The following is a 24,717-nucleotide window of genomic DNA, read 5'->3' on the forward strand; positions in this document are numbered from 1 at the left end:
CCGTGAAATGCAAAAAAACACGACGAAATACACGTGTAATACTGATTTAGTGTAAAAATAATCGATGAAATGCACTTAAAATATGTAAAAACCTGATTTTAAGCAATTTATGATATGATTGGGTTTTGTCTATTTTTCAATACTATTGTTTTATTTTCTTTAGAAGAATTTTTTGAACAAAAAGAGCTGAATTTATTATAATTCAGCTCTAAGTTTTACATGTTCATTAAGGTTAATCTTTTATTAATCTTTTATAGGTTGTTATTCCAGTTTTTATATTTTCTATTTTGAATAAGTACAATGCTTGATCTAACTTATCTAAATCACTTACATTTATTTGACTATTCATACTAGAATATTTTCTGTCAATCACAAGCCTTCCATTCAGATCAAATACCCTAATACTAAATTCACTATTATTAAAGTTTAAAGGCACTTTTATATTGACATTATTGTTGAATGGATTTGGTGTAACAATTATTTCTTCAAGATCGATGTTATCTGTATTTAATGTTGTTAAATCAGAACCATTGCAATCTTGATCAATACCGTCATTAACTATTTCTGGAGCTCCAGGATAAATAGTGTTATTGGTATCATCACAATCTGAGTTGTCTATTACATATCCAAAAGGAGTTGTACAATCAACTACTGAGATGTCTGGGTTTCCAAACCCATCATTATCAGAATCTCTATAGTAGGTTGCACCTGTGCCGTTATTTGTTACGTCCCATGAACATGTTGTATCATTAAACGTTGCTGTTTCATAACATTCCGTAGAAGGTTCCGCAGGTTGTGTACCCGTTACATCCCATGAACATGTTGTATCATTAAACGTTGCTGTTTCATAACATTCCGTAGAAGGTTCCGCAGGTTGTGTACCCGTTACATCCCATGAACATGTTGTATCATTAAACGTTGCCGTTACGTAACATGCTGTAGATGGTTCTGCAGGTTGAGTTCCTGTAACATCCCATGAACAAGTGGTATCATTGAACGTCGCCGTTTCATAACATGCTGTTGATGGTTCCGCAGGTTGTGTACCCGTTACATCCCATGAACATGTTGTATCATTAAACGTCGCCGTTTCATAACATGCTGTAGAAGGTTCCGCAGGTTGTGTACCCGTAACATCCCAAGAACAAGTGGTATCATTAAACGTGGCTGTTTCATAACATGCTGTAGAAGGTTCTACAGGTTGTGTACCAGTAACATCCCATGAACAAGTGGTAACATTAAACGTCGCTGTTTCATAACATGCTGTAGATGGTTCTGCAGGTTGTGTACCTGTAACATCCCAAGAACAAGTTGTATCATTGAACGTTGCTGTTTCATAACATGCTGTTGCTGGTTCTGCAGGTTGTGTTCCTGTAACATCCCATGAACAAGTGCTGTCATTAAACGTCGCTGTTTCATAACATGCTGTAGATGGTTCTGCAGGTTGTGTACCTGTTACCTCCCATGAACAAGTTGTAGTATTAAACGTAGCTGTTTCATAACATTCCGTAGATGGTTCCGCAGGTTGTGTACCCGTTACATCCCATGAACAAGTGGTATCATTAAACGTTGCCGTTTCATAACATTCCGTAGATGGTTCTGCAGGTTGTGTACCTGTTACATCCCATGAACAAGTTGTAGTATTGAACGTTGCTGTTTCATAACATTCCGTAGATGGTTCTGCAGGTCGAGTTCCTGTTACATCCCATGAACATGTTGTATCATTAAACGTTGCCGTTTCATAACATTCCGTAGATGGTTCTGCAGGTTGAGTTCCTGTTACATCCCAAGAACAAGTGGTATCATTAAACGTTGCTGTTTCATAACATGCTGTAGAAGGTTCTAAAGGTTGTGTACCTGTAACATCCCATGAACAAGTGGTATCATTGAATGTAGCTGTTTCATAACATTCCGTAGAAGGTTCTGCAGGTTGTGTACCCGTTACATCCCATGAACATGTTGTATCATTAAACGTCGCCGTTTCATAACATGCTGTTGATGGTTCTGCAGGTTGTGTACCTGTTACATCCCATGAACAAGTTGTAGTATTAAACGTAGCTGTTTCATAACATGCTGTTGATGGTTCCGCGGGTTGTGTACCTGTAACTTCCCATGAACAAGTTGTTGTATTAAACGTTGCCGTTTCATAACATTCCGTAGATGGTTCTGCAGGTTGAGTTCCTGTTACATCCCATGAACATGTTGTATCATTGAACGTTGCTGTTTCATAACATTCCGTAGAAGGTTCCGCAGGTTGAGTTCCTGTTACATCCCATGAACAAGTGGTATCATTAAACGTTGCTGTTTCATAACATGCCGTAGATGGTTCTGCAGGTTGTGTACCTGTTACATCCCATGAACAAGTTGTAGTATTAAACGTAGCTGTTTCATAACATGCTGTTGATGGTTCTGCAGGTTGAGTTCCTGTTACATCCCATGAACAAGTGCTGTCATTAAACGTAGCTGTTTCATAACATGCTGTTGATGGTTCTGCAGGTTGTGTACCCGTTACATCCCAAGAACAAGTTGTATTATTAAACGTAGCTGTTTCGTAACATTCCGTAGAAGGTTCTGCAGGTTGCGTACCTGTTATATCCCATGAACAAGTTGTTGTATTAAACGTCGCTGTTTCATAACATGCTGTAGATGGTTCTGCAGGTTGTGTACCTGTTACATCCCATGAACAAGTTGTAGTATTAAACGTTGCCGTTTCATAACACGCTGTAGATGGTTCTGCAGGTTGTGTACCTGTAACATCCCAAGAACAAGTTGTAGTATTAAACGTCGCCGTTTCATAACATGCTGTTGATGGTTCTGCAGGTTGTGTACCTGTTACATCCCATGAACAAGTTGTAGTATTAAACGTAGCTGTTTCATAACATGCTGTTGATGGTTCCGCGGGTTGTGTACCTGTAACTTCCCATGAACAAGTTGTTGTATTAAACGTTGCCGTTTCATAACATTCCGTAGATGGTTCTGCAGGTTGAGTTCCTGTTACATCCCATGAACATGTCGTATCATTGAACGTTGCTGTTTCATAACATTCCGTAGAAGGTTCCGCAGGTTGAGTTCCTGTTACATCCCATGAACAAGTGGTATCATTAAACGTTGCTGTTTCATAACATGCCGTAGATGGTTCTGCAGGTTGTGTACCTGTAACATCCCATGAACAAGTGGTATCATTGAATGTAGCTGTTTCATAACATTCCGTAGAAGGTTCTGCAGGTTGTGTACCCGTTACATCCCAAGAACAAGTTGTAGTATTAAACGTTGCCGTTTCATAACATGCTGTAGATGGTTCTGCAGGTTGTGTACCTGTAACATCCCAAGAACAAGTTGTAGTATTAAACGTTGCTGTTTCATAACATGCTGTAGATGGTTCTGCAGGTTGTGTACCTGTAACATCCCAAGAACATGTTGTATCATTAAACGTAGCTGTTTCATAACATGCCGTAGAAGGTTCTGCGGGTTGTGTACCTGTTACATCCCATGAACAAGTGGTATCATTAAATGTCGCCGTTTCATAACATGCTGTAGATGGTTCGGCAGGTTGAGTTCCTGTTACATCCCATGAACATGTTGTATCATTAAACGTTGCCGTTTCATAACATGCTGTAGATGGTTCTGCAGGTTGAGTTCCTGTTGCATCCCATGAACAAGTTGTAGTATTGAACGTTGCTGTTTCATAACATGCTGTAGAAGGTTCTGCAGGTTGTGTACCTGTTACATCCCATGAACAAGTTGTAGTATTAAACGTAGCTGTTTCATAACATGCCGTAGAAGGTTCTGCGGGTTGTGTACCTGTTACATCCCATGAACAAGTGGTATCATTAAATGTCGCCGTTTCATAACATGCTGTAGATGGTTCTGCAGGTTGTGTACCCGTTACATCCCATGAACATGTTGTATCATTAAACGTTGCCGTTTCATAACATTCCGTAGATGGTTCTGCAGGTTGTGTACCTGTTACATCCCATGAACAAGTTGTAGTATTGAACGTTGCTGTTTCATAACATGCTGTAGATGGTTCTGCAGGTTGAGTTCCCGTTACATCCCATGAACAAGTTGTAGTATTAAACGTCGCTGTTTCATAACATGCTGTAGATGGTTCCGCAGGTTGTGTACCTGTAACATCCCATGAACATGTTGTATCATTAAACGTTGCTGTTTCATAACATTCCGTAGATGGTTCTGCAGGCTGAGTTCCTGTTACATCCCAAGAACATGTTGTATCATTAAACGTCGCCGTTTCATAACATTCCGTAGATGGTTCCGCAGGCTGAGTTCCTGTAACTTCCCATGAACAAGTTGTAGTATTAAACGTCGCCGTTTCATAACATGCTGTAGATGGTTCTGCAGGTTGTGTACCTGTAACATCCCATGAACATGTCGTATCATTAAACGTTGCTGTTTCATAACATGCTGTAGAAGGTTCTGCAGGTTGAGTTCCTGTTACATCCCAAGAACATGTTGTATCATTAAACGTTGCCGTTTCATAACACGCTGTAGATGGTTCTGCAGGTTGTGTACCTGTTACATCCCATAAACAGGTTGTAGTGTTAAGTGTAGCTGTTTCCCAACATTCTGTGGAAGGTTCGGCTGGAGGTGTACAAGATGAAAGAATATTTATGTTATAATCTTCTACTTCTCCATATTGAAATGATTCGCAAGACGTTGGAAGTCCATTATATTTCATTGAAACCCGCATTCTTGTTAATCCAGTATTTGCAGCAGTAGGAATGGTGAAATTTCCAGAAACGGAAGTATCTTGAGTTGCTGCTTGAGTCCAAACTTGTTCATCAGTATCATCAAAGTCACCATTACCATTGTAATCTATCCATACTGAGTAGCCTTCACTATATACTGTTCCAGACCAAGTTGGCGTGATTGTAATTGTTACTTCTTCTCCAATGGTTACGTCTGCAGTTTGTGCCGTATAATATGAATATTGATCATTTCCTGATCCGGAAGGTAAATTGTCTATTGCTTTTATTTGAACACGACTTATATACTCATCTGTTGCACCAGCATTGTTTCCTTCAGATGTACAATAACTAACTGCTAATGTTGAAAAATTAGTAGAAGCTGAATAAGCAGAATTACTAGCATCACATTTGCTTCTAACCTGAACTTCATAATCTGTTGAAGCTGTAAGGCCAGTAATATCATAATTTGAGCTTGTTAAATCTAAAACATCAATCCATGTTCCAGAACTAGTTTCTTTGTATCTTAAGTCGTATGTTGCTGAAGGAATATTGTCCCAGCTTACAGAAGCACTAGTCGGAGTAATACTAGAAATAACAACATTTGCAGGTACTGAAAGCTCGCATGGAATTTCAATATTAATTATTTTAAAATCGTCAAATACAAATCCATCAAAAGTAGTTGGATATCCGTCCGCACGATTGCTCTTGTCAGAATCAAAAACAAAACGAAAACGTGCGTTAGAAGCGCCAAATAAAAAGCTGTTTTCAGTACCATCAATTAATATTTCTTCCATCACCCATTTATCCATAGTGTCAGCATCGTAAAGAGACTCTCCTGTTGGTTGGTTGTTTTGATCTGAAGTAGCTTTTCCTGTTCCTGTATTTGAGCTATAAGTACTGCTATATCTATTCGTTGATAGGCTAGAACCAGGTTTACTATATTTTCCGCAAAGTGGAAGCCACGTTGATCCATCTGTAGACCCTTCAATTTGGACATAATCAAAATTTCGTTCTAAATCCCATTTTGCAAAAAATTGAACAACAGTTGCTGATGATGATGATAGGTTAGCAATAGTATTTAATGTTAATGTTTTAGATTGATTATTTGAATAAGCTCCAGAAGGAGAGTCAGTAATAGCTTTTGTACCAGAATAAGCATCCGTAGTTGTTCCCCAAGTACCTCCTGAGGCAGTCCAATTTGTTAAGTTGTCTGTATCTGGATTGTCAGAAAAAAGAATTGTAGGGTTATAAAGTTTTATAATGTTAGCTCTGTACATTACATAGCCATCATCGTTAGTTAGTGTAATCTGAAATTCTATTTCGTCATTAGTTTGTATGCTAGGATTTAAAGTATATGCAGCAGTAACAGTACGTTGTTCTAATTTACTCCAGCCAGTTTGAGTTGCAGGTGGTGTAATAGAAGTTATATTTGCAGATACCGGAGTTACATTTAATGTGATATCACCTAAAGTTTGACCTAAATATTCTAATCCAAACTCTAAGTTTCCAGAAGTTGAAGAAATATTACTAGTATTTAAATCATGAAACTGAGCAAATTTCCCACTATGATAAGCATTTACTAAATTCATTCTTACAGCGCGTTGTGCAATTTCAACAATTTTTGTTGCACTAGGCCAAAAACCACCTTCATTGTCGGAACTTACCCAAGATCCATTCTCTGGAGCTAAGGCTAAAATACCTTGGCCAGAACCATTAGATCCGTTTAAATCAGTTGCGCCACCAAGCATCCAATCACTCATGTCTCCATTTGCAATAGTTAAAATGTCTGGGGCTTCTCCATAAATATATCTATTAAAACGAGTCATATCATGACAAAATTTATGATATTCTGCTTCTCTACCAGAACCGCTTGATCCTGGGTAGCCATTATAGGCATGCGGAATTAAGTTTGAACTAGCATGGTGATTCATGGCAGTTTTGAACTGTCTGGTAGCTGAAAAATCTCTTACAATTTGAGTTTCTGGTTCGGAAAAAGCAGAAGGTCCTCTATAAACATTGCTGCTTTGTGTGCCAGATGATCCTGTAGTTCCGTTAGCATAAATAGTATGACTTCCCCAAAAATAATCATAATTTCTATTTAAATCAACACCTCTTTCCTGGTTGTTTCCTGTATTGTATGGGCCTAAATTTTTACGTTGCATCCCATTGCCATTCGGAGAAGTTTCTTCATTCCACATTAATCCATCAGGGTTAGCTACAGGAATAAAATACATTTCATGGTTATCCACCAAATTTTTAATACCAGCATCTGAATTATAGTTTTCTAAAATATACCACATATAGTATATTAAATTCATCATACTTGAAACTTCTCTAGAATGTGTCATTCCCGAATACAAAGATTCTGGTTCGTTAGTTTCATCAACGTCTGGGTTGTCAGATATTCTTACATAATATATGGGTTGACCAGCCCAAGTATTATAGGCTCCTCCATTTGTATAGGAGTTTCCATGTGTTACAGTTCCTGGAGATGCATCTGTTTTTACAGAAATTAAATTAGGGTATAGAGCACGCATTTGGTCCAGTTCAGCTAACATCTCACTATATGTTAAACATCCTAACATACTACCTAAATTAAAATTGGTAGGGACGGCCCAATCTTCTTCGGTACAACCTTCGTATTGAATATAGTTGTTGACCGCGGTAGATTTAGTGCTTAAAGACTTTTTAACCTTCCCAAGAGCTTTCTTAGCTTCCAATTGTGATATGGCAAGAGGTAGTTCCGTTTCAGAACGTCTTTTTGCATCGGCCATTAAATCCTCGATAATTACGGTATAAGTAATACCTTGTTCTTGCAAAGCATTTAAATCACTTTCACCTAGTTCTAAGAATAGGTTATTGTTAGAGAATATTGCACCACAGGCTAAATCAATTCCGATTTCCTTAACTTTTATTAGTTGATCTCTTGTTGGGTTGTTGATTTTAATTCTTTTCCCAATAAGGTTTTGGGAGAAGGTAAGTTGTGCTAATAATATGAATATTACACTTAAAAGAGTAATTTTTTTCATTAGATTTAGGGTTTTGGTTAAGTTTTATGCGGCTAATATATAATAATAATCATAAAAACTCCATGAAACGCAAAAAATATCGATGAAATACACTTTTTAACAATCCCTCTTTTTTTAAATGCTTGATTTATAGTTTGGTAGAATTTTTTTTAAAAAAATCAATTTTCAGTTAATACATGCGATAATTCTATTTTTTATAAATAAACTTTGGTGAATTCGGTAGTTTATTATCGGGTAAATCAAGTTGTTTTAAGTAACCCTAGACTAAATAAATAAGTTAATTTACATTAACTTTTAGAGCAATTTTATTTAGAAAATTTGTTTTGTCCGATTCAAATTTTTTATAAAATGTTTATTTAATTTTATTAATAATTAAATACAGTTATATTAGGTGCGTTAATTTGGTTTACCAGATTTGCAAAATAGATATAAATAGTTAGTTTTTATAAGTTGAAAGCTTTGCTTAATGTGAGCACAATAGAAAATTATTAAAATGAATACAGAGATTTTTAAATTGTTACCACTTAAACTTTTATTTATTGGTTTCTTACTATCATTTTTTAGTTGTGTAGATACTGTAAAGAAGCCTATAAACGGTAATGCTAAAACTAAGCTATACCCTAGTGATGTTATTCCATTTATGGATGAATGGAAAATTCTTTGTGGAGACGGGAAAAGCATGAAAAACTTAGTTGGTGTTGAGCACAAAGATTTTTTCTACGTTGAAAATGAAAATAATATTAATTGGGTAGTGTATAAAACACCAAATTCAGGAATTACATCAAGAACATCTAGTAACACAAGAACAGAATTAGGACAAACAAAGCATTGGATACCCGAAACTGGGGGTAAATTAACGGGTACACTAAAAGTACAACATGTTTCTACATCTGGTGATGCAAGAGTTGCAGCTTCTTATTCTGTAGTGGTTGGGCAAATTCATAGTGGTGAAGGGCATGAAAATGAGCCTATCAAAATATTTTATAAAAAATTTCCAGGTCATACAAAAGGTTCAGTTTTCTGGAATTATGAAATTAACACAATGGGTGATAATTCAAAAAGATGGGACTATTCAAAAGCTGTTTGGGGGTATGACATGTCTGTTGTTGGTGAAAGCCCAAATCAATTTCCTTCAGAACCTCAAGATGGTATTAAATTGGGCGAGGAATTTAGTTATGAAATTAATGTTTATCAAGGCATTATGTATGTAACATTTAAAAGTAAAGATCATGAAACTAAGATTTTTACTAAAAATTTATTGAAATCAGATTTCTCAAAAAAAGAAGATATTCCAGAGCAAATATGGACTTTATATGCTTCTATAGGTCGTGATGGAGTAGAACGAGAAAATGCCTATGCGGGAGAAATACAATATTTTAAACAAGGGGCATATAATCAAACTAATGGCAAAGATCCAAAAGATAATATAGTTTAGCATACAGGGTCGGAAACCTATAATGGAGATATAGCGAAGCAATATGCAAATGGATGTTATGCAGAAGTTTGGTTTAAGGAAGCCACAGTAGGAGAAGGAACATTACCAAATAAAGAGTAGTAAAGTTTATTTTGGTAATTATTTTGATTTTGGCAAAATAATATTTGAATAATTGATGTTTGGTGAAATTGAAAAATATGTTTTAATTATATAATAATTATTTAAAGTGTGCTATGAAAATAACAGATATAAAAGTTTTTGTTTGTTGTCCTGGTCGTAATTTCGTTACCGTTAAAATTACTACCGAAGAAGGTTTTTATGGGGTTGGAGATGCAACCTTAAATGGTAGGGAATTAGCTGTTGTTTCTTATTTGGAAGACCACGTAATACCCTGTTTAATTGGTAAAGATGCGCATCAAATAGAAGATATTTGGCAATATTCATATAAAGGTGCCTATTGGCAAAATAGTGCTGTTAGAATGGCAGCAATTGGAGCTATTGATGTTGCGCTTTGGGATATCAAGGCTAAAGTTTCAGGATTGCCAGTATATCAATTATTAGGAGGAAAAAGTAGAAAAGCAGTTTCTGTATATGCACATGTTAATAGAGAAACTATTGAAGATGTACTAAATAATTTAGAAACTGCTATTAATAACGGTTATAAAACGGTTAGATTACAATGTACCATTCCAGGTTCAAAAGGAACTTATGGTACTTTAGGTGATAAAAAGAATTATTATGAATAACAAGTCAATAGACCATTGCCACCAGAACATGGTTGGTCTACTACAAAGTATTTAAACTTCATTCCAGAATTATTTAAAAGAGCAAGAGAAAAATTTGGTTATGATATTGAGTTATGCCACGATGTTCATAGTAGATTAACGCCTATTGAAGCAGCACAGTTAGGAAAAACCTTAGAACCGTATCGCTTAAAGTTTTTAGAAGATGCCGTTACCTATGAGAACCCCAAAGGCTATAAAACAATTAGAAATCATACAACTACACCATTGGCATTAGGCGAAAAGTTCAATACCATATGGGATGCAAAATCTTTAATTGAAAACCAATATATTGATTTTGTTAGAACCTCTGCAACGCATGGAGGAGGAATAACGCCAATGAAAAAATTAGCAGATTTTGCTTCATTGTATCATGTACGAATGGCTCCCCACGGTGCTCCAGATCTTTCACCTATTTGTTTTATGGCTCATATGCATCTAGATCTTTGGGCACCTAGCTTCGGAGTTCAAGAATCTATTAGCTTTGGAACTCCAGAATTAAATGAGGTATTCAATTTTAATGCTACATTAAAGGATGGGGATATATATTGATGATAGTCCTGATATAGGGGTCGATTTTAATGAAGAAGCTGCTCTCAAATACCCTTACAAAAGATCTTATCTGCCAGTTACTAGGTTGGACGATGGTACGTTATGGAGTTGGTAAATGTATATTTTGAAAGACTTATTATAATTAAAATTATTTAAATAATTTTAATTTTTAATGGCTTTTTATTGTAATTAAAAGCCTACTTCAGTTTTGCTAACGTTAATTAATAATATTAAGGAAAACTAAATAATTAAGGAGTTTAATTTAAATGTAATTTCAAATAAATTTATGTTTAAGACTCAATCTAGGTGAATTTGAAAATATGTTATCTTGAAAAATATTTTGCTAACTATAGCTGGGCATGTGTTTATTACTGGAGGTTTTTTCTGGGCAACTTCATTGTTTTATAATGAAGAAAAAGACACAAACAAACTTGAAACTAATCGCTTTTTTGAGGATTTAGAAACACCAGTTATTGCGGATAATCTTCAAGATGATGTAGATCGTCAACAAAGACGAAAATTAGGTAATATGGTAATGGTTATGAGCATGGGTATTTTACTCATGGCTTTTATCCCTAATCCAATTTGGGGAAGAATAATCTTTTTAGTTTGCGCTCTTATCATTTTTTGTATTGGTTATTTGTTGACACGTAGTGCGAAAAACAAAACCTCTTCAACATAGTTTAAGAATCTAATGATGTATTTGAAAAAATTGATGCTATTATTTGTTTTTCTATTATTGCTTGGTTCATGTAATAATAAGAAAGTAGAGTTAACAGAAGGTACAGATGAATCTGCAGGTGGAGGTTCTGCATATATCATTTCAACATCTTCGGCTACTTATTATTTAGAAAAAGAAGGTGGTGGATTGTCTAGCATGATTGATAAGGATGGTATAGATTGGATAGGGTTTCATAATAAAGAAGGTTCTGCACATAAGGGTGAGTATAGAGGATTTCCAAATGCTATTCACAAACAAGATGGAAGTTACTTTCATGCTATGAATGCCAAAACGAACCTTTCTAGTTCAGAAGTGAAAATGGAATCAGATAATCATGTGCAGATAATTTTTAATTCTGAAAATGGAAAATGGCAAGGCCAATGGGATTTTTATCCAGAGCGATGTGATTTTACAATGACAAAAATAAGTCCAGGCTATAAATATTGGGTGCAATATGAAGGTGTGCCCGGTGGAAAAATAGATAGTACAGATTTCTGGTATGCTTCTATTGATAAAGTTAAACACCCAATAAAAGAATCTTTTTTTGGAGATTTACCAGCACCAGAATGGATGGCATTTGGAGATATAAATTCACCTCGTATATTATATCTACTGCATCATGAAAATGATAGTTTGCCAGATAATTACGTTTGCAGGCCAGACATGACTGTATTAGGGTTTGGAAGACAAAATAAAGAAAAGACAACCAAGCATTTAACCACAGTACAAACCTTTTCAATTGGATTTATCGAGTCTACCGAATATTCTAAGATTAATCAGAAAGTTAAGAAGTTATTAGACTAATTAAATCTAAACATCATCCATTTGTGTAAATTCATTTCGCTCATTATATTTTACATTTTCCTTAGTAAGAATATCAATAGGTAAGTAGAGCTTTTTATCTGTTATTGTATTTTTTATTAAATATTCTGTAAGGAGGCGAATAGACTCGTAGCCTTGATCAAACGGTTTTTGGGAGATTAAAAAAGAAACGGAATCGTTTATTAAACATTCAATATTTTGAGGCGTATTATCAAAACCTATCAGTTCAAGGTTTTTTAAGTAGGTGTTTTGAAGACATTCAACAACAATATAAATTCTACTTGATGGCACAAAAACACCTTCAATTTCTGGGTGTTGTTTTAAATATGAATTTATTTTTTCTTTTGTTTTCTCAGAGTTATTTAGGTTTTCAATTTTTAATGTTAGGGTTTTAGAATTGATTTTATTTTTTGTGAGATAATCATTAAAACCTTTTATTCTATTGGAGATGGCATTGTTTTTAGTAATGTTATGCCTGGCTTGAATAATTAAAAAAGTAGAAGGCTTTGGTATACTCAAATTCATCAGTTTACCAGCAATATATCCAGCCATATAAGAATCTTGACCTACAAATGCTGTGTTGTTAAAGCCTTCAATATCAATATTTAAAAAGAGATAAGGAATATTTAAAGATTCTAATTTGTTAACAATCTGTTTGGTCTCCTCTGAGAAATTGGGTACCATGATAACTGCAGATGGATTCGTTTCTAATAAGGTGTTGAAAGTATTAAAATAAGAATTTGGGTCGTATTGATTAAAAGTGAAATTAGAAACTTGTACTCCAAAACTTTTAACATCTTCTGCGCCTTTTAAAATACCTAAAAAAGGAGATTTCCAAAATAAATCAGATGCATTATGTTCTGGAATTAACGCTGCAATAGAATGTTTGTTTTTCATTGCTAGCGCACTAGCAACTGGGTTCACGCTAAAATTATGAAAATCAAGAATCTTTTTAATTCGAGCTTCTGTTTTTTTAGAGACACCTCCACGGTTATGTAATACTCTATCAACGGTACCTTCCGAGACATTGGCTTCTTTTGCAATATCCTTAATTGTAATCATATGCTTTATTTTAATCTCGCTAAATTCATTTTTAAGCCTGTAAATTGAAGATTGATTTGTAATAATTTCAAGCAATTTAGTAAAAATTTTATCATTTCGTGTGCGTACACTATTATTTTTTTTATATTTGTGTGTGCGTACACGGAAATAGTCCTGTTCGTACTTAATCAAAGTAAAAGATATCAAATGAGTAAAGTAATAGTTTTAACAGGAGCAGGTGGTGTTTTGTGTGGGGCTTTAGCAAAAGCACTAGCAAAAGAAGGCCATAAAATAGCCGTATTAGATTTAAGAAAAGAAGCTGCAGATAAAATTGCCAATGAGATAAATGCGGCAGGTGGAACAGCTATTGGAGTTGCTGCTAATGTTCTAGAAAAAGAATCTTTAGATTTAGCTAAAACAGAAGTGAATAATAAATTTGGATTATGTGATATTCTAATTAATGGGGCAGGTGGGAATCATCCCTTAGGAACGACATCAAATACACATTTGTTGCCTGAAGATTTGAAGAACACAACAGAAGGTTTTAAAACGTTTTTCGATTTAGACCCTAAGGGTATAGAATTTACATTTAATTTAAACTTTCTTGGTACATTAATCCCTACGCAAGTTTTCGCTACAGATATGGTTGGACGCGAAGGTTGTAGTGTTTTAAACATTTCTTCAATGAATGCGTTTACTCCGCTAACAAAAATACCTGCTTATAGTGGAGCCAAGGCCGCTGTTTCAAATTTCACACAATGGTTAGCAGTTCATTTTTCTAAGGTTGGTATTCGTGTAAATGCTTTAGCTCCAGGGTTTTTCTTAACAGATCAAAATAGGAGTTTGTTAACGCAAGCCGATGGTAGTTTAACGCCTAGAGGTAATCAAATCATTGATCAAACACCAATGGGGAAATTTGGCGAACCAGAAGATTTAGTAGGCACAACATTATGGCTTTGTAGCGAGGGTGCATCATTTGTAACAGGCGTAGTTATTCCAATTGATGGTGGATTTGCGGCTTATAGTGGTGTTTAAACAACTTTAAAATTATTTATTATGGAACAAACATGGAGATGGTACGGGCCAAATGATCCCGTTTCTTTATCAGATATAAAACAAGCTGGAGCAACAGGAGTTGTGTCTGCATTGCATCATATACCAAACGGAGAAGTTTGGACAATTGATGAAATACAAAAACGAAAAGCAACTATTGAAAATGCAGGATTAACTTGGAGTGTAGTAGAAAGTATTCCTGTTCATGAGAATATAAAAACGCGTTCAGGAGATTTTCAAATCTACATAGAAAGATATCAGCAAAGTATAGAGAATTTAGCTAAATGTAATGTAAACATTGTTTGTTATAATTTTATGCCTGTTTTGGATTGGACCAGAACCGATTTAGGTTTTGAGGTTGAAGATGGCTCTAAAGCATTACGTTTTGATGTTATAGCTTTTGCAGCGTTCGAATTGTTTTTATTAAAAAGACCAGGAGCAGAAAATAGCTATACAGAAGCGCAACAAAAAGCAGCTAAAACATATTTTGAAAACCTCTCTGAAGAATCAAAAACTAAGTTAGTAAATAATATTATTGCAGGTTTACCAGGAGCCGAAGAAGGTTACACTTTAGAGCAGTTTCAAACCATATTAGATACCTATAAGAATATAGATGCGCAAGCTTTAAGAGATAATTTAGTATCTTTCTTAAAAGAAATTATTCCAACGGCTTCTAAAAATCAAGTTTTAATGTGTATTCACCCTGACGATCCGCCTTATCCAATTTTAGGGCTACCAAGAGTAGTGAGTACGGAAGCAGATTACGCTTATTTATTTGATAATGTACCAGACCGAGCAAATGGTATTACATTTTGTACCGGGTCTTTAGGCGTTAGAGCCGATAATGACTTGGTGAAAATATTCAAACGTTTTGCAGATAGAGCACACTTTTTACATTTAAGAAGTACTAAACGTGATGAGCATGGTAATTTTTATGAAGCCAATCATTTAGATGGAGACGTTGATATGTATGGTGTTGTAAAAGAAATTCTAATTGAAGAAAAAAGACGTAAAGCAGCAGGATATGCAGATTTTGCTATTCCAGTAAGACCAGATCATGGTCATCAAATGCTTGACGATTTACATAAAAAAACAAATCCAGGATACTCAGGAATCGGTAGATTACGTGGTTTAGCAGAACTAAGAGGTTTGGAGTACGGATTAAAACAAATTACCTAAAATTAATATATGAGTATATCATTATTTGATATTAAAGGAAAGCATGCTCTGGTTACAGGGAGCACCCATGGTTTAGGTATGGCTATGGCACGAGGTTTGGGTTTATCTGGAGCTACTGTAATTGTAAACGGTAATTCTTCTCAAGAAAAAATTGATAATGCTGTTGCAGAATTAAAAAGTGAAGGGATAAATGCTGTAGGTTATAAGTTTAATGTGGCTGATGAGGCGCAAGTTATGGCAGCTATTTCTAAGATAGAAGCAGAAGTAGGACAGATAGATATTCTAATAAATAATGCAGGAATTATAAAAAGAACGCCATTAATTGAAATGGAAGTAGCCGATTTTAAACAGGTTATAGATATAGATTTAGTAAGTCCTTTTATTGTTTCTAAGCATGTTGTAAAAGGTATGATTGCTAGAAAACAAGGTAAAGTGATTAATATCTGTTCTATGATGAGTGAATTAGGCAGGAGTAGAGTTGGCGCTTATGCTGCGGCTAAAGGCGGGCTAAAAATGCTAACTAAAAATATGGCCACCGAATGGGCTAAACATAACATTCAAGTTAATGGTATAGGGCCAGGGTATTTTGCTACCTCTCAAACAGCACCAATTCGAGTAGACGGGCATCCGTTTAACGATTTTATTTTAAAAAGAACTCCGGCTGCAAAATGGGGAGACCCTAATGATTTGTCTGGTGCAGCAATATTCTTGTCGTCAAAAGCTAGTGATTTCGTAAACGGACATATTCTTTATGTAGATGGCGGAATACTCGCAACAATTGGAAAACCTTCAAACGAAGATTAATATGAATACAACAAATTTTATAAATGATAATTTTGTCTTGCAATCTGAAATTGCCGAAACATTATATCATAATTATGCTAAAGATTTACCAATTATAGATTATCATAATCATTTATCACCAAAATTAATTGCTGAAGACAAACCTATAAAGAATATTACTGATGCATGGTTAGATGGCGACCATTACAAGTGGAGAGCGATGCGTGCCAACGGTATTCATGAAATTTTTATAACAGGTTCTGCATCCTCTAAAAAAGAAAAATTTTTAAAATGGGCTGAAACTGTGCCTTACACATTAAGAAATCCACTTTTTCATTGGACACATTTAGAGCTAAAGAGGTATTTTGGTATAGATGAATTGTTACAGCCTAGTTCTGCAGAGTCTATTTATCAAAAAGCGAATGCTGTTTTAGAAAGTAAAACACCCGCACAACTTTTAGAAGACATGAAAGTTGAAGTGATATGTACTACAGATGACCCTATTGACGATTTAAAATATCATAAGGAAATTGCAAAAAAAGATTTATATACAAAGGTTTTTCCAACATTTAGGCCAGACTCTTTATTATTTATTCAAAAAGAAAACTTCCATAATTACATAAATAAGCTATCGATTTGTGTAGGGTTTTCTATTGAATCTTTAAGTGACTTATTAAAAGCTTTGGAACTTAGAGTAGATTATTTTCATGAATTAGGTTGTCGTTTATCCGATTATGGGATGGAAGAAATTTATGCTTCTGATTTTACGGAAGAAGAAGCCGATACCATATTTAAAAAACGTATTTCTGGTAATGACATTTCAAACGATGAAGTTGATATTTACGCCTCATGTATCTTAGATAAGTTATGTAGAATGTATCACGCTAAAGAATGGACGCAGCAATTTCACGTGGGAGCTATTAGAAATAACAATAATAGATTATTGAAACAAATAGGATTAGATGCAGGCGTAGATTCTATTGGAGATTTTTCGGCAGCAAAAGCTATGTCTAAGCTATTTAATGGGCTAGATGCTACAAATCAATTAGCTAAAACAATTACCTATAACTTAAATCCATCACAAAACGAAGTATTCGCTACTATGATGGGGAATTTTAGTGAAGGTGCTATCCCAGGTAAAATGCAATGGGGATCAGGTTGGTGGTTTCTAGACCAAAAAGATGGTATGGAAAAGCAGCTTAATACGCTTTCAAATATGGGATTATTAAGTAGATTTGTAGGTATGTTGACTGACAGTAGGAGTTTTTTGTCTTTTACAAGGCATGAATATTTCAGACGCATATTATGTAATTTATTAGCAGAAGATGTAAAGCAAGGACTTGTGCCTAATGATATTGAATTTTTAGGAAAAATGGTTCAGGATATTTGTTATAATAATGCTCTAAACTATTTCAAGTTTAATTAATTAAAGTATTATGAAACATTCATCACTAAAACTTGATATTCAAGATAATAGTAATATGGATGCTATATATAATAGATAAAAAACATTAAATAAAAACACATGAAACGAGCATGCTAAAAACTTTATCATTTATAGAAATGATTAATAGCGAACAGCATGTGTCCTTAAAAAAACATTAAATAAAAACACATGAAATATAAATTAATTCTATTAGCTTTTCTTTTTATAAGTCTAGCTTCTTGTGAACAAGCAGATTCTGGCAAGGTTCTTTATCTGGGGCATACGTTACCTCAAACACATCCTGTGCATAAAGGGATTTTAGAGTTTCAGAAAGCATTGGAAAAAAAATCTAAAGGAACTTTAAAAGTTAAAATTTTTCCTGATGCTCAACTTGGTTCAGAAAGAGAGGTTTTAGAATTATTACAAATAGGATCTGTGGCTGCTACAAAAGTAAGTGCAGCGACCTTATCTAATTTTGTTCCTGAATATCACCTTTTTGGAATTCCATATTTATTTCGTGATAAGAACCACCAATTTGATGTTTTAGAAAGTGACATTGGTAAATCAATTTTAGAAAAAGGATCAAAGTTTTGGCTTCGTGGTCTTTGTTATTATGATGCTGGAAGCAGAAGTTTTTATACAAGTAATAAAGCAATAAGAACGCCCGAAGATTTAAAAGGATTAAAAATTAGAGTAATGAATAACCAAATGGCCATTAATATGGTAAATGCTATGGGTGGATCAGCTACACCGTTGGCTTATGGTGAATTGTATACAGCAATTCAGCAAGGCGTTGTGGATGGTGCAGAAAATAACCCGCCATCATTTGTGTCTTCAAATCATTATGAAATTAGTAAATATTACACTTTAGATCAGCACTCTTCTGTGCCAGATGTCCTTTTAATAGGTACTAAGTTTTGGAATAATTTATCTGAAGAAGAAAAAATATGGGTGCAAGAAGCTGCCGATGAATCTGCTCAAGCTCAAAAGAAGTTTTGGAATGATTCCGTAGAAGAATCAATGAAAATAGCTAGAGCAGCTGGTGTAGAAATTATTACTCCAGAAAAAGCTTTGTTTGCTGAAGAATCAAAATCTGTTGTTGATGAATTTGTAAAAGAATTTCCTGAGATGGCTGCTATTGTAAATCAAATTAAAAATAAATAATTATGAAGAAATCTGAACTTATTTTTAATAAAGTAAGCCGCATTCTTGAATGGATTATGGTAATCATTTTTGCGCTTTTAGTTTTAGATGTTTTGTTTCAAGTGTTTTCAAGATATCTATTAGGAACCTCTTTTACCTGGACAGAAGAATTTGCGCGATTCTCATTAATTTGGATGACCGTTTTAGGAGCTGCTTATCTTAACGGAAAACAAGAACATTTATCTATGGATTTTTTATATCAAAAATTCTCTGAGCCAAATAAACGAAAAGCATCCATTTTAATAGAGGTGTTAATATTTCTATTTGCGCTTATAGTTATGGTTATTGGCGGTTTAAATTTAGTTTACACCACATTGCATTTAGAGCAACTTTCTGGAACACTTAGAATTCCGTTAGGCTATGTATATGCTATTATGCCTTTTAGCGGTTTTCTAATCATGTGCTTTTCCATATATCACATTTCAAATTTTTACAGTAATAATAACAAAATCAATAATTAATTATGAGTATAGAAGTTATAAGTATTATCGTTTTGTTTGTTAGTTTCTTTTCTCTTTTGTTGCTTAAAGTGCCTGTGGCATATAGCATTGGGATTGCAACTACATTAAGTTTATTATTGAATATAGATAAATTGCCGGGTATAACAACCATTGCGCAACGTATGACAACTGGAATTGATAGTTTCGCATTATTAGCAATTCCGTTCTTTATTCTGGCTGGAGATATCATGAAACGAGGAGGAATAGCCACTCGCCTCATTAATTTTGCTAAATCTTTAGTGTCAAGTCTTCCAGGTGGATTAGCTTATGTAAACATTTTAGCGTCAATGTTATTTGGAGCTATTTCAGGTTCTGCACTTGCTGCAGCATCAGCAATTGGTAGTATCATGACAGATAGAATGGAAGAAGAAGGTTATCCAAGAACATTAAGTGCATCAGTAAATATAACGGCTTCAACTACAGGGTTATTAATTCCACCAAGCAACATACTAATTGTATATGCCTTGGCTAGTGGAGGAACGGCTTCTGTAGCAGCTTTGTTTATTGCAGGTTACCTTCCTGGAATATTGTTAGGAATGGCAATTATGGGGTATGTTGCTTTTATTGCAATAAGTAAAGGGTATGCTCGAGGAAAACGAGCAACTTTGTTTGAGGTTTGGAATTTTTTTAGAAAGGCTTTTTTTAGTTTATTGTTATTAGTTATTGTGGTTGGAGGAATTGTTGCAGGTGTTTTTACGGCAACTGAAGCTTCAGTAATAGCGGTTTTATATGCCGCCGTTTTGTCATTGATATATGGCGATATGAAAGTTAAAGATTTTTCAGGCGTATTGTTGTCTAGTGCAAAAACTACAGCTGTTGTTATGTTTTTAATTTGTACTTCTATGGCAATGTCGTGGTTGTTTTCTTTTGAAGGCATTCCTGAAATGATTAGTACTTTTTTATTAGAATCTTTAAATAATAAGTTTGCTATCTTTTTAGCCATTAATCTTATTTTGCTAGTAATCGGAACGTTTATGGATATGACACCTGCGGTATTAATTTTTACACCTATTTTTCTACCTGTTGTAACTACATTAGGAATGGATCCTGTACACTTTGGAATTGTAATTGTATTAAATTTATGTATAGGTATATGTACACCACCCGTTGGTACGCTATTATTTGTAGGTAGTGGAGTTGCAAAGGTTTCGGTCACGCAGGTTATAAGGCCGTTGCTGCCATTTTTAGCAATTATGGTAATTGTATTAATGTTAATAAGCTTTATTCCAGAAATATCTATGTATTTACCTAGATTGTTTGATTTGAAATAGATCGAAAATATTTCATATGCTTAAAGGAATTACTTTTTCTTTAGTTTTTTGTTTTACTTGCCTTTGTTTTTCTCAAGCAAGTACTTACCAATTTACGCATTTATCAAATACTGATGGATTATCGCAAAGTTCTGTAATAGCAATCCATCAAGATAAATTAGGACAGATTTGGATGGGAACTAGAGATGGATTAAATAAGTATGATGGTACTAAATTTATAATTTATAGGAATGAAATAGACAATCCGGATTCGATAAGTAACAATGATATTCTATCTATTGAAGAGGATAATGAAGGTTATTTGTGGATTGGTACCTATAACGGATTAAATAGATATGATCCGAAAACAGAAAAATTCACTAAATATTTTCATAATCAAGAAGGTACTTCGCTTTGTGATAATACGATATGGATTATCAAAACCCTTTCAAATGGGCAATTATGGATAGGGACTTCAGGAGGGCTTTCTGTATATAACAAACAAACTAATACTTTTAGTAATTACTTAAATATATTTGGCAAGCCAATGGCTAAAAAGGTGATGTCTATCTTCCAAACTGCCAATGAAGAAGTTTTTGTAGGTACTGGGGCTGGAATTTATAGAACTTCAAATATAACAGCCTCAAAGCTTACTTTTAATCTATTAAAAGATAGTGAAGATTTATACGTTCAAGATATAGAACAAAATATTGATAAAAATCTTTTAATTGCTACAAGAGCAAATAGTGTATTACATTATAATTTAAATCAAAATATAGTCACCCCTTATTTAGCAGAGAATCTTAATAATGAAGATAGTAAAAATGTTAGACAATTGCTTTTTGATAATAATAGAAAACTTTGGGTTGGTACTTATAATGGTTTAAAGATTGTAAATGAAGACAGATCTTTTATAGTTTTAAATGAAGATCTTGATAATAAAAAGTCTTTAAGTAAAAACTCAATAAAGTCATTGTTTAAAGATAAAAAAGGATCCATTTGGATAGGAACTTATTATGGCGGTATTAATATTTGGGATAAATCCAATATTAATTTTAGAAGTATCACTCAAAATCAAAAAGAAAAAGGTCTAAACTATAGTGTAGTAAGTTCTATCGAAAAATATAATAACCATATCTTTTTTGGAACCGAGGGTGGTGGTATTAATGTTTGGGATAGTAAAAGTAATATCTACCATTATATTACGCCTAATAATTCTGGACTATCTGATGATAATATAAAAACTTTAAAGGTTTTAGATCAAATACTATGGGTGGGTACTTTTAAAAATGGCCTAGATTTATACGATTTAAAAACTAAACAATTTGTAACTAAGCGTTTATCTAAGGAATTACTTGATTTTTTGAAAAATGCTGGTGTATACTCGATTAGTAGTGATGTTTTTCAAAATATATGGATAGGAAGTTTTGGTAAAGGGTTGATAAAGTATAACTTAGAGTCTAAAGATTTTCAAAGGTTTTATGATTCTGAAGAAAGTGAGAATAGCTTATCAAGTAATTTAGTTAGGGGTATTTGTATCGATGCTAGCAATAATATTTGGGTAGGAACAGAAAAGGGATTGAATAAAATTACACCAGGTGGAGCTGTAGAACATTTCTTTTATGATGAAGAAATGCAATATGGAGATGATATTTTATCAATATATCAAGATATTTCTGGCACCATTTGGGTAGGAACAAAATCAAAAGGGTTATACGCTTATGATGGTAAAGATTTTAATTCTGTAGATTTAGCTCAAAATAATAGCCAGGTATCAGCAGTAAGAAGTATTGCAGAAGATTATGAACAAAATCTCTGGATAAGTACGAATCAAGGTATAATAGTTTTTAATTCAAAAACAGAATCTATTAAACTCTTTAATCAAACAGATGGTATTATAAGTAACGAGTTTAATGATAATGCAAGCTTAAAAGTAGGAGCTGCTCAGTTTTTCTTTGGTGGTCCATCAGGAGTAACCTATATTGACGGAAGCAGTTTAATTACTAATAATTATGTGCCTCAAGTCATTTTAACCGATTTCGTTGTTAAAGGCAATGATGTGAAAGAAGGTAATTTTAGTCAGGTTTTAGAGAACAGTTTACCTTATACAAAATCTGTTAAATTATCTCATGACCAAGGTAACTTTAGTATTTCTTTTTCCATACCAAACTTTATTAATTCAAGCAATAATAAATATAAATATAGATTAAAAGGCTTAGAAGACAAGTGGAATTCTTCAAGTACTAACATAGCTTCATACACCATACAAAATCCAGGAGATTATGTTTTTGAGGTTAAAGGCGCTAATAGTGATAATGTTTGGAATGAAGACGTAACAGAATTAAATATTTATGTAGCACCTGCGCCATGGCGAACATGGTGGGCATTTACAATTTATGGTTTACTCATAATATTGGCACTTTATTTTCTAATAAATATTCTAAAATCTAGAACAAAACTAAGACACGATTTACAATTAGAATACTTAGAAACTGAAAAGACAAAAGAGATAAATAAAGATAGATTAGAGTTTTTTACAAATATATCTCATGAGTTTAGAACCCCTTTAGCATTAATTTTAGGACCGCTTAATCAAATAATCGAGGATTATCGAGGTAGTAGTAAAGTATACAAAAAATTGTTAGTTATAGATAATAATGCAAATCACCTATTACATCTTATTAATAGGTTAATGGATTTCAGAAAATTCGAAAATAATCTATATAAGTTGCAAGCTGCTGAAGGTAATATTGTTAAGTTTTTAAGAGAAATTTATTTGTCTTTTACAGAATTTGCAAAAAACGGGAATTATGAGTTTTACTTTGAATGTGATGAAGATGCTATTTTGGTTTATTACGACCGTATTAAGTTGGAGCGTGTTTTTTATAATTTAATATCAAATGCGTTTCGCTACACTCCAAAGGGAGGGAAAATAGTAATTACAGTTAAAAAAAATGAAAATAGCTTAAATATACATATTAAAGATACTGGAGTGGGGATAGCTACAGAATATCATGACAAAATATTTGAACGTTTTTTTGAAGTCTCAGTAAATAATAAACCAGACAAAAATTATAATAAAGGTACAGGAATTGGGTTATCTATTGCTAAAAATATAGTAGAATTACATAAAGGAACTATAAATGTTAAAAGTAATTTAGATGATAAAGGTTCTATATTTTCAGTAACATTATTATTAGGTAGTTCACATTTAAATAAAACAGAGATTATACAGGATTTTAAATTTAGTGATGATATATCTCAGTACATAAAGCAATTAAACAAACCTAAAGATTTTATTGAAGAAGTATTTGAGGTAGACATAAAAGAAGAAGATAAACAGACTATTTTAATAGTAGAAGATCATAAACCACTACGTAAATTTATAAAGAGTTTATTAAAAGGACAATACAATGTAATTGAAGCTGAAAATGGAAAAGTAGCTTTGAAAAAGGTTAAAAAAGAAGCTCCTGATTTAATAGTAAGTGATGTTATTATGCCTGAAATGGCAGGAACAGAATTATGCTCTGCTATTAAAAGTAATTTAAAAACAAGTCATATTCCCTTTATTCTTTTAACCTCAAGGTCTTCTTTAATCTATAAACTAGACGGTTTAGAACACGGGGCGGACGATTACATAAGTAAACCGTTTAATGTTAAAGAGTTTAAACTTAGAATAGCGAACCTATTGCAGACAAGAGAAAAATTAAAAGAAAAGTTTATTTCTAATGAAGGCTTAAAGCCAGAAGACGTACTTGTGTCTTCGTTTGATGAAAAACTGTATAAAAAAGCTTTAAAAATAGTTAATAATAATATAAGAAATGAAGACTTTGACATTCCTTATTTCTGTTCTGAATTAGGGGTAAGTAGAACGATGTTGTTTACAAAAATTAAAGCTTGGTCTAATTTTACTCCAAATGAATTTATTCTACACTTTAGAATGAAACTTGCAGCTCAACTTTTAGAACAAGGTAAAATCAATATTTCTCAGGTTAGTTATCAAGTTGGATATAGAGATCCAAAATATTTTAGTAAATCTTTTCAAAAGAAATTTGGGATAACCCCCTCTAAATACGCTGCTAAATTCTTCGATTAATTTTTTTTATTGATTTAGTTGTTTGAAAAACAACACATTGTACGATTTTGCCCCTTATTTGTACTTCTGTAGCAATCTATTAGTGTAATTTTATATGGATGAAAAATATCAAACCCACAACAAAATATATAGAATACATACT

At 33.5% G+C, this 24,717-nt stretch carries 16 protein-coding genes; 14 read left to right on the forward strand and 2 right to left on the reverse strand.

Going from position 1 to position 24,717, the window contains the following annotated elements:
- Window positions 1-232 precede the first annotated feature (232 nt).
- Window positions 233-7,732, reverse strand: a complete 7,500-nt coding sequence (locus SJY43_RS09870; protein WP_396600569.1) for a M14 family zinc carboxypeptidase — start codon at window positions 7,730-7,732, stop codon at window positions 233-235.
- Between the two features lie 493 nt (window positions 7,733-8,225).
- On the opposite strand from SJY43_RS09870, the gene SJY43_RS09875 reads away from it, so the two are divergent.
- The 6 genes from SJY43_RS09875 (at window position 8,226) to SJY43_RS09900 (ending at window position 12,026) form a co-directional block, all read left to right on the forward strand.
- Window positions 8,226-9,167, forward strand: coding sequence for a polysaccharide lyase family 7 protein (locus tag SJY43_RS09875; protein ID WP_396600570.1), 942 nt, complete (start codon window positions 8,226-8,228; stop codon window positions 9,165-9,167).
- 233 nt (window positions 9,168-9,400) lie between these two features.
- Entirely contained in the window at window positions 9,401-9,913 is a 513-nt protein-coding gene (locus SJY43_RS09880; protein WP_396600571.1) for a hypothetical protein, read from the forward strand.
- Window positions 9,914-9,928: 15 nt separating this feature from the next.
- The gene (locus SJY43_RS09885; protein ID WP_396600572.1) at window positions 9,929-10,501 is read left to right on the forward strand and encodes an enolase C-terminal domain-like protein; all 573 of its coding nucleotides are present in this window, start codon (window positions 9,929-9,931) and stop codon (window positions 10,499-10,501) included.
- Window positions 10,485-10,616, forward strand: coding sequence for a hypothetical protein (locus SJY43_RS09890; RefSeq protein WP_396600573.1), 132 nt, complete (start codon window positions 10,485-10,487; stop codon window positions 10,614-10,616). Before SJY43_RS09885 ends, SJY43_RS09890 begins: the two co-directional genes overlap by 17 nt.
- Window positions 10,617-10,829: 213 nt before the next feature.
- Complete coding sequence (locus tag SJY43_RS09895) at window positions 10,830-11,183, forward strand: hypothetical protein (RefSeq protein WP_396600574.1); 354 nt, start codon at window positions 10,830-10,832, stop codon at window positions 11,181-11,183.
- Window positions 11,184-11,213: 30 nt separating this feature from the next.
- Window positions 11,214-12,026: a hypothetical protein gene (locus SJY43_RS09900; RefSeq protein WP_396600575.1), complete on the forward strand. Its 813-nt coding sequence runs from the start codon at window positions 11,214-11,216 to the stop codon at window positions 12,024-12,026.
- Between the two features lie 6 nt (window positions 12,027-12,032).
- Here the strand turns inward: SJY43_RS09900 and SJY43_RS09905 are convergent, their stop codons facing one another.
- Entirely contained in the window at window positions 12,033-13,106 is a 1,074-nt protein-coding gene (locus SJY43_RS09905; protein WP_396600576.1) for a substrate-binding domain-containing protein, read from the reverse strand.
- A 186-nt stretch (window positions 13,107-13,292) separates the two neighbouring features.
- Between SJY43_RS09905 and SJY43_RS09910 the strand changes: the two genes are divergently transcribed.
- From SJY43_RS09910 to SJY43_RS09945, 8 genes are all read left to right on the forward strand, one after another.
- Entirely contained in the window at window positions 13,293-14,120 is an 828-nt protein-coding gene (locus SJY43_RS09910; RefSeq protein ID WP_396600577.1) for an SDR family oxidoreductase, read from the forward strand.
- 21 nt (window positions 14,121-14,141) lie between these two features.
- Window positions 14,142-15,317, forward strand: coding sequence for a mannonate dehydratase (gene uxuA / locus SJY43_RS09915; RefSeq protein ID WP_396600578.1), 1,176 nt, complete (start codon window positions 14,142-14,144; stop codon window positions 15,315-15,317).
- A gap of 9 nt (window positions 15,318-15,326) precedes the next feature.
- Complete coding sequence (locus SJY43_RS09920; protein ID WP_396600579.1) at window positions 15,327-16,121, forward strand: gluconate 5-dehydrogenase; 795 nt, start codon at window positions 15,327-15,329, stop codon at window positions 16,119-16,121.
- Window position 16,122: 1 nt separating this feature from the next.
- Window positions 16,123-17,526 carry a glucuronate isomerase gene (gene uxaC, locus SJY43_RS09925; RefSeq protein WP_396600580.1) on the forward strand — a complete coding sequence of 468 codons (1,404 nt, stop codon included), beginning with the start codon at window positions 16,123-16,125 and terminating at the stop codon, window positions 17,524-17,526.
- A 189-nt stretch (window positions 17,527-17,715) separates the two neighbouring features.
- Window positions 17,716-18,690, forward strand: a complete 975-nt coding sequence (locus SJY43_RS09930) for a TRAP transporter substrate-binding protein (protein ID WP_396600581.1) — start codon at window positions 17,716-17,718, stop codon at window positions 18,688-18,690.
- A gap of 2 nt (window positions 18,691-18,692) precedes the next feature.
- Entirely contained in the window at window positions 18,693-19,190 is a 498-nt protein-coding gene (locus tag SJY43_RS09935; RefSeq protein WP_396600582.1) for a TRAP transporter small permease, read from the forward strand.
- 2 nt (window positions 19,191-19,192) lie between these two features.
- Window positions 19,193-20,500 (forward strand): TRAP transporter large permease, encoded by a 1,308-nt coding sequence (locus tag SJY43_RS09940; RefSeq protein ID WP_396600583.1) that lies wholly within the window; start codon window positions 19,193-19,195, stop codon window positions 20,498-20,500.
- A gap of 16 nt (window positions 20,501-20,516) precedes the next feature.
- Window positions 20,517-24,575, forward strand: a complete 4,059-nt coding sequence (locus SJY43_RS09945; RefSeq protein WP_396600584.1) for a two-component regulator propeller domain-containing protein — start codon at window positions 20,517-20,519, stop codon at window positions 24,573-24,575.
- Window positions 24,576-24,717 lie beyond the last annotated feature (142 nt).

The sequence above is a fragment of the Algibacter sp. R77976 genome (genome assembly GCF_044594645.1).
GTDB lineage: Bacteria > Bacteroidota > Bacteroidia > Flavobacteriales > Flavobacteriaceae > Algibacter_B.

Bases quoted from the DNA above. Each gene is read 5' to 3' on its own strand.
- SJY43_RS09935 (WP_396600582.1), top strand. From the start codon at position 18,693: ATGAAGAAATCTGAACTTATTTTTAATAAAGTAAGCCGCATTCTTGAA.
- SJY43_RS09940 (WP_396600583.1), top strand. From the start codon at position 19,193: ATGAGTATAGAAGTTATAAGTATTATCGTTTTGTTTGTTAGTTTCTTT.
- uxuA (WP_396600578.1), top strand. From the start codon at position 14,142: ATGGAACAAACATGGAGATGGTACGGGCCAAATGATCCCGTTTCTTTA.
- SJY43_RS09945 (WP_396600584.1), top strand. From the start codon at position 20,517: ATGCTTAAAGGAATTACTTTTTCTTTAGTTTTTTGTTTTACTTGCCTT.
- SJY43_RS09905 (WP_396600576.1), bottom strand. From the start codon at position 13,106: ATGATTACAATTAAGGATATTGCAAAAGAAGCCAATGTCTCGGAAGGT.
- SJY43_RS09890 (WP_396600573.1), top strand. From the start codon at position 10,485: ATGGGGATATATATTGATGATAGTCCTGATATAGGGGTCGATTTTAAT.
- uxaC (WP_396600580.1), top strand. From the start codon at position 16,123: ATGAATACAACAAATTTTATAAATGATAATTTTGTCTTGCAATCTGAA.
- SJY43_RS09920 (WP_396600579.1), top strand. From the start codon at position 15,327: ATGAGTATATCATTATTTGATATTAAAGGAAAGCATGCTCTGGTTACA.
- SJY43_RS09875 (WP_396600570.1), top strand. From the start codon at position 8,226: ATGAATACAGAGATTTTTAAATTGTTACCACTTAAACTTTTATTTATT.
- SJY43_RS09870 (WP_396600569.1), bottom strand. From the start codon at position 7,732: ATGAAAAAAATTACTCTTTTAAGTGTAATATTCATATTATTAGCACAA.
- SJY43_RS09930 (WP_396600581.1), top strand. From the start codon at position 17,716: ATGAAATATAAATTAATTCTATTAGCTTTTCTTTTTATAAGTCTAGCT.
- SJY43_RS09910 (WP_396600577.1), top strand. From the start codon at position 13,293: ATGAGTAAAGTAATAGTTTTAACAGGAGCAGGTGGTGTTTTGTGTGGG.
- SJY43_RS09880 (WP_396600571.1), top strand. From the start codon at position 9,401: ATGAAAATAACAGATATAAAAGTTTTTGTTTGTTGTCCTGGTCGTAAT.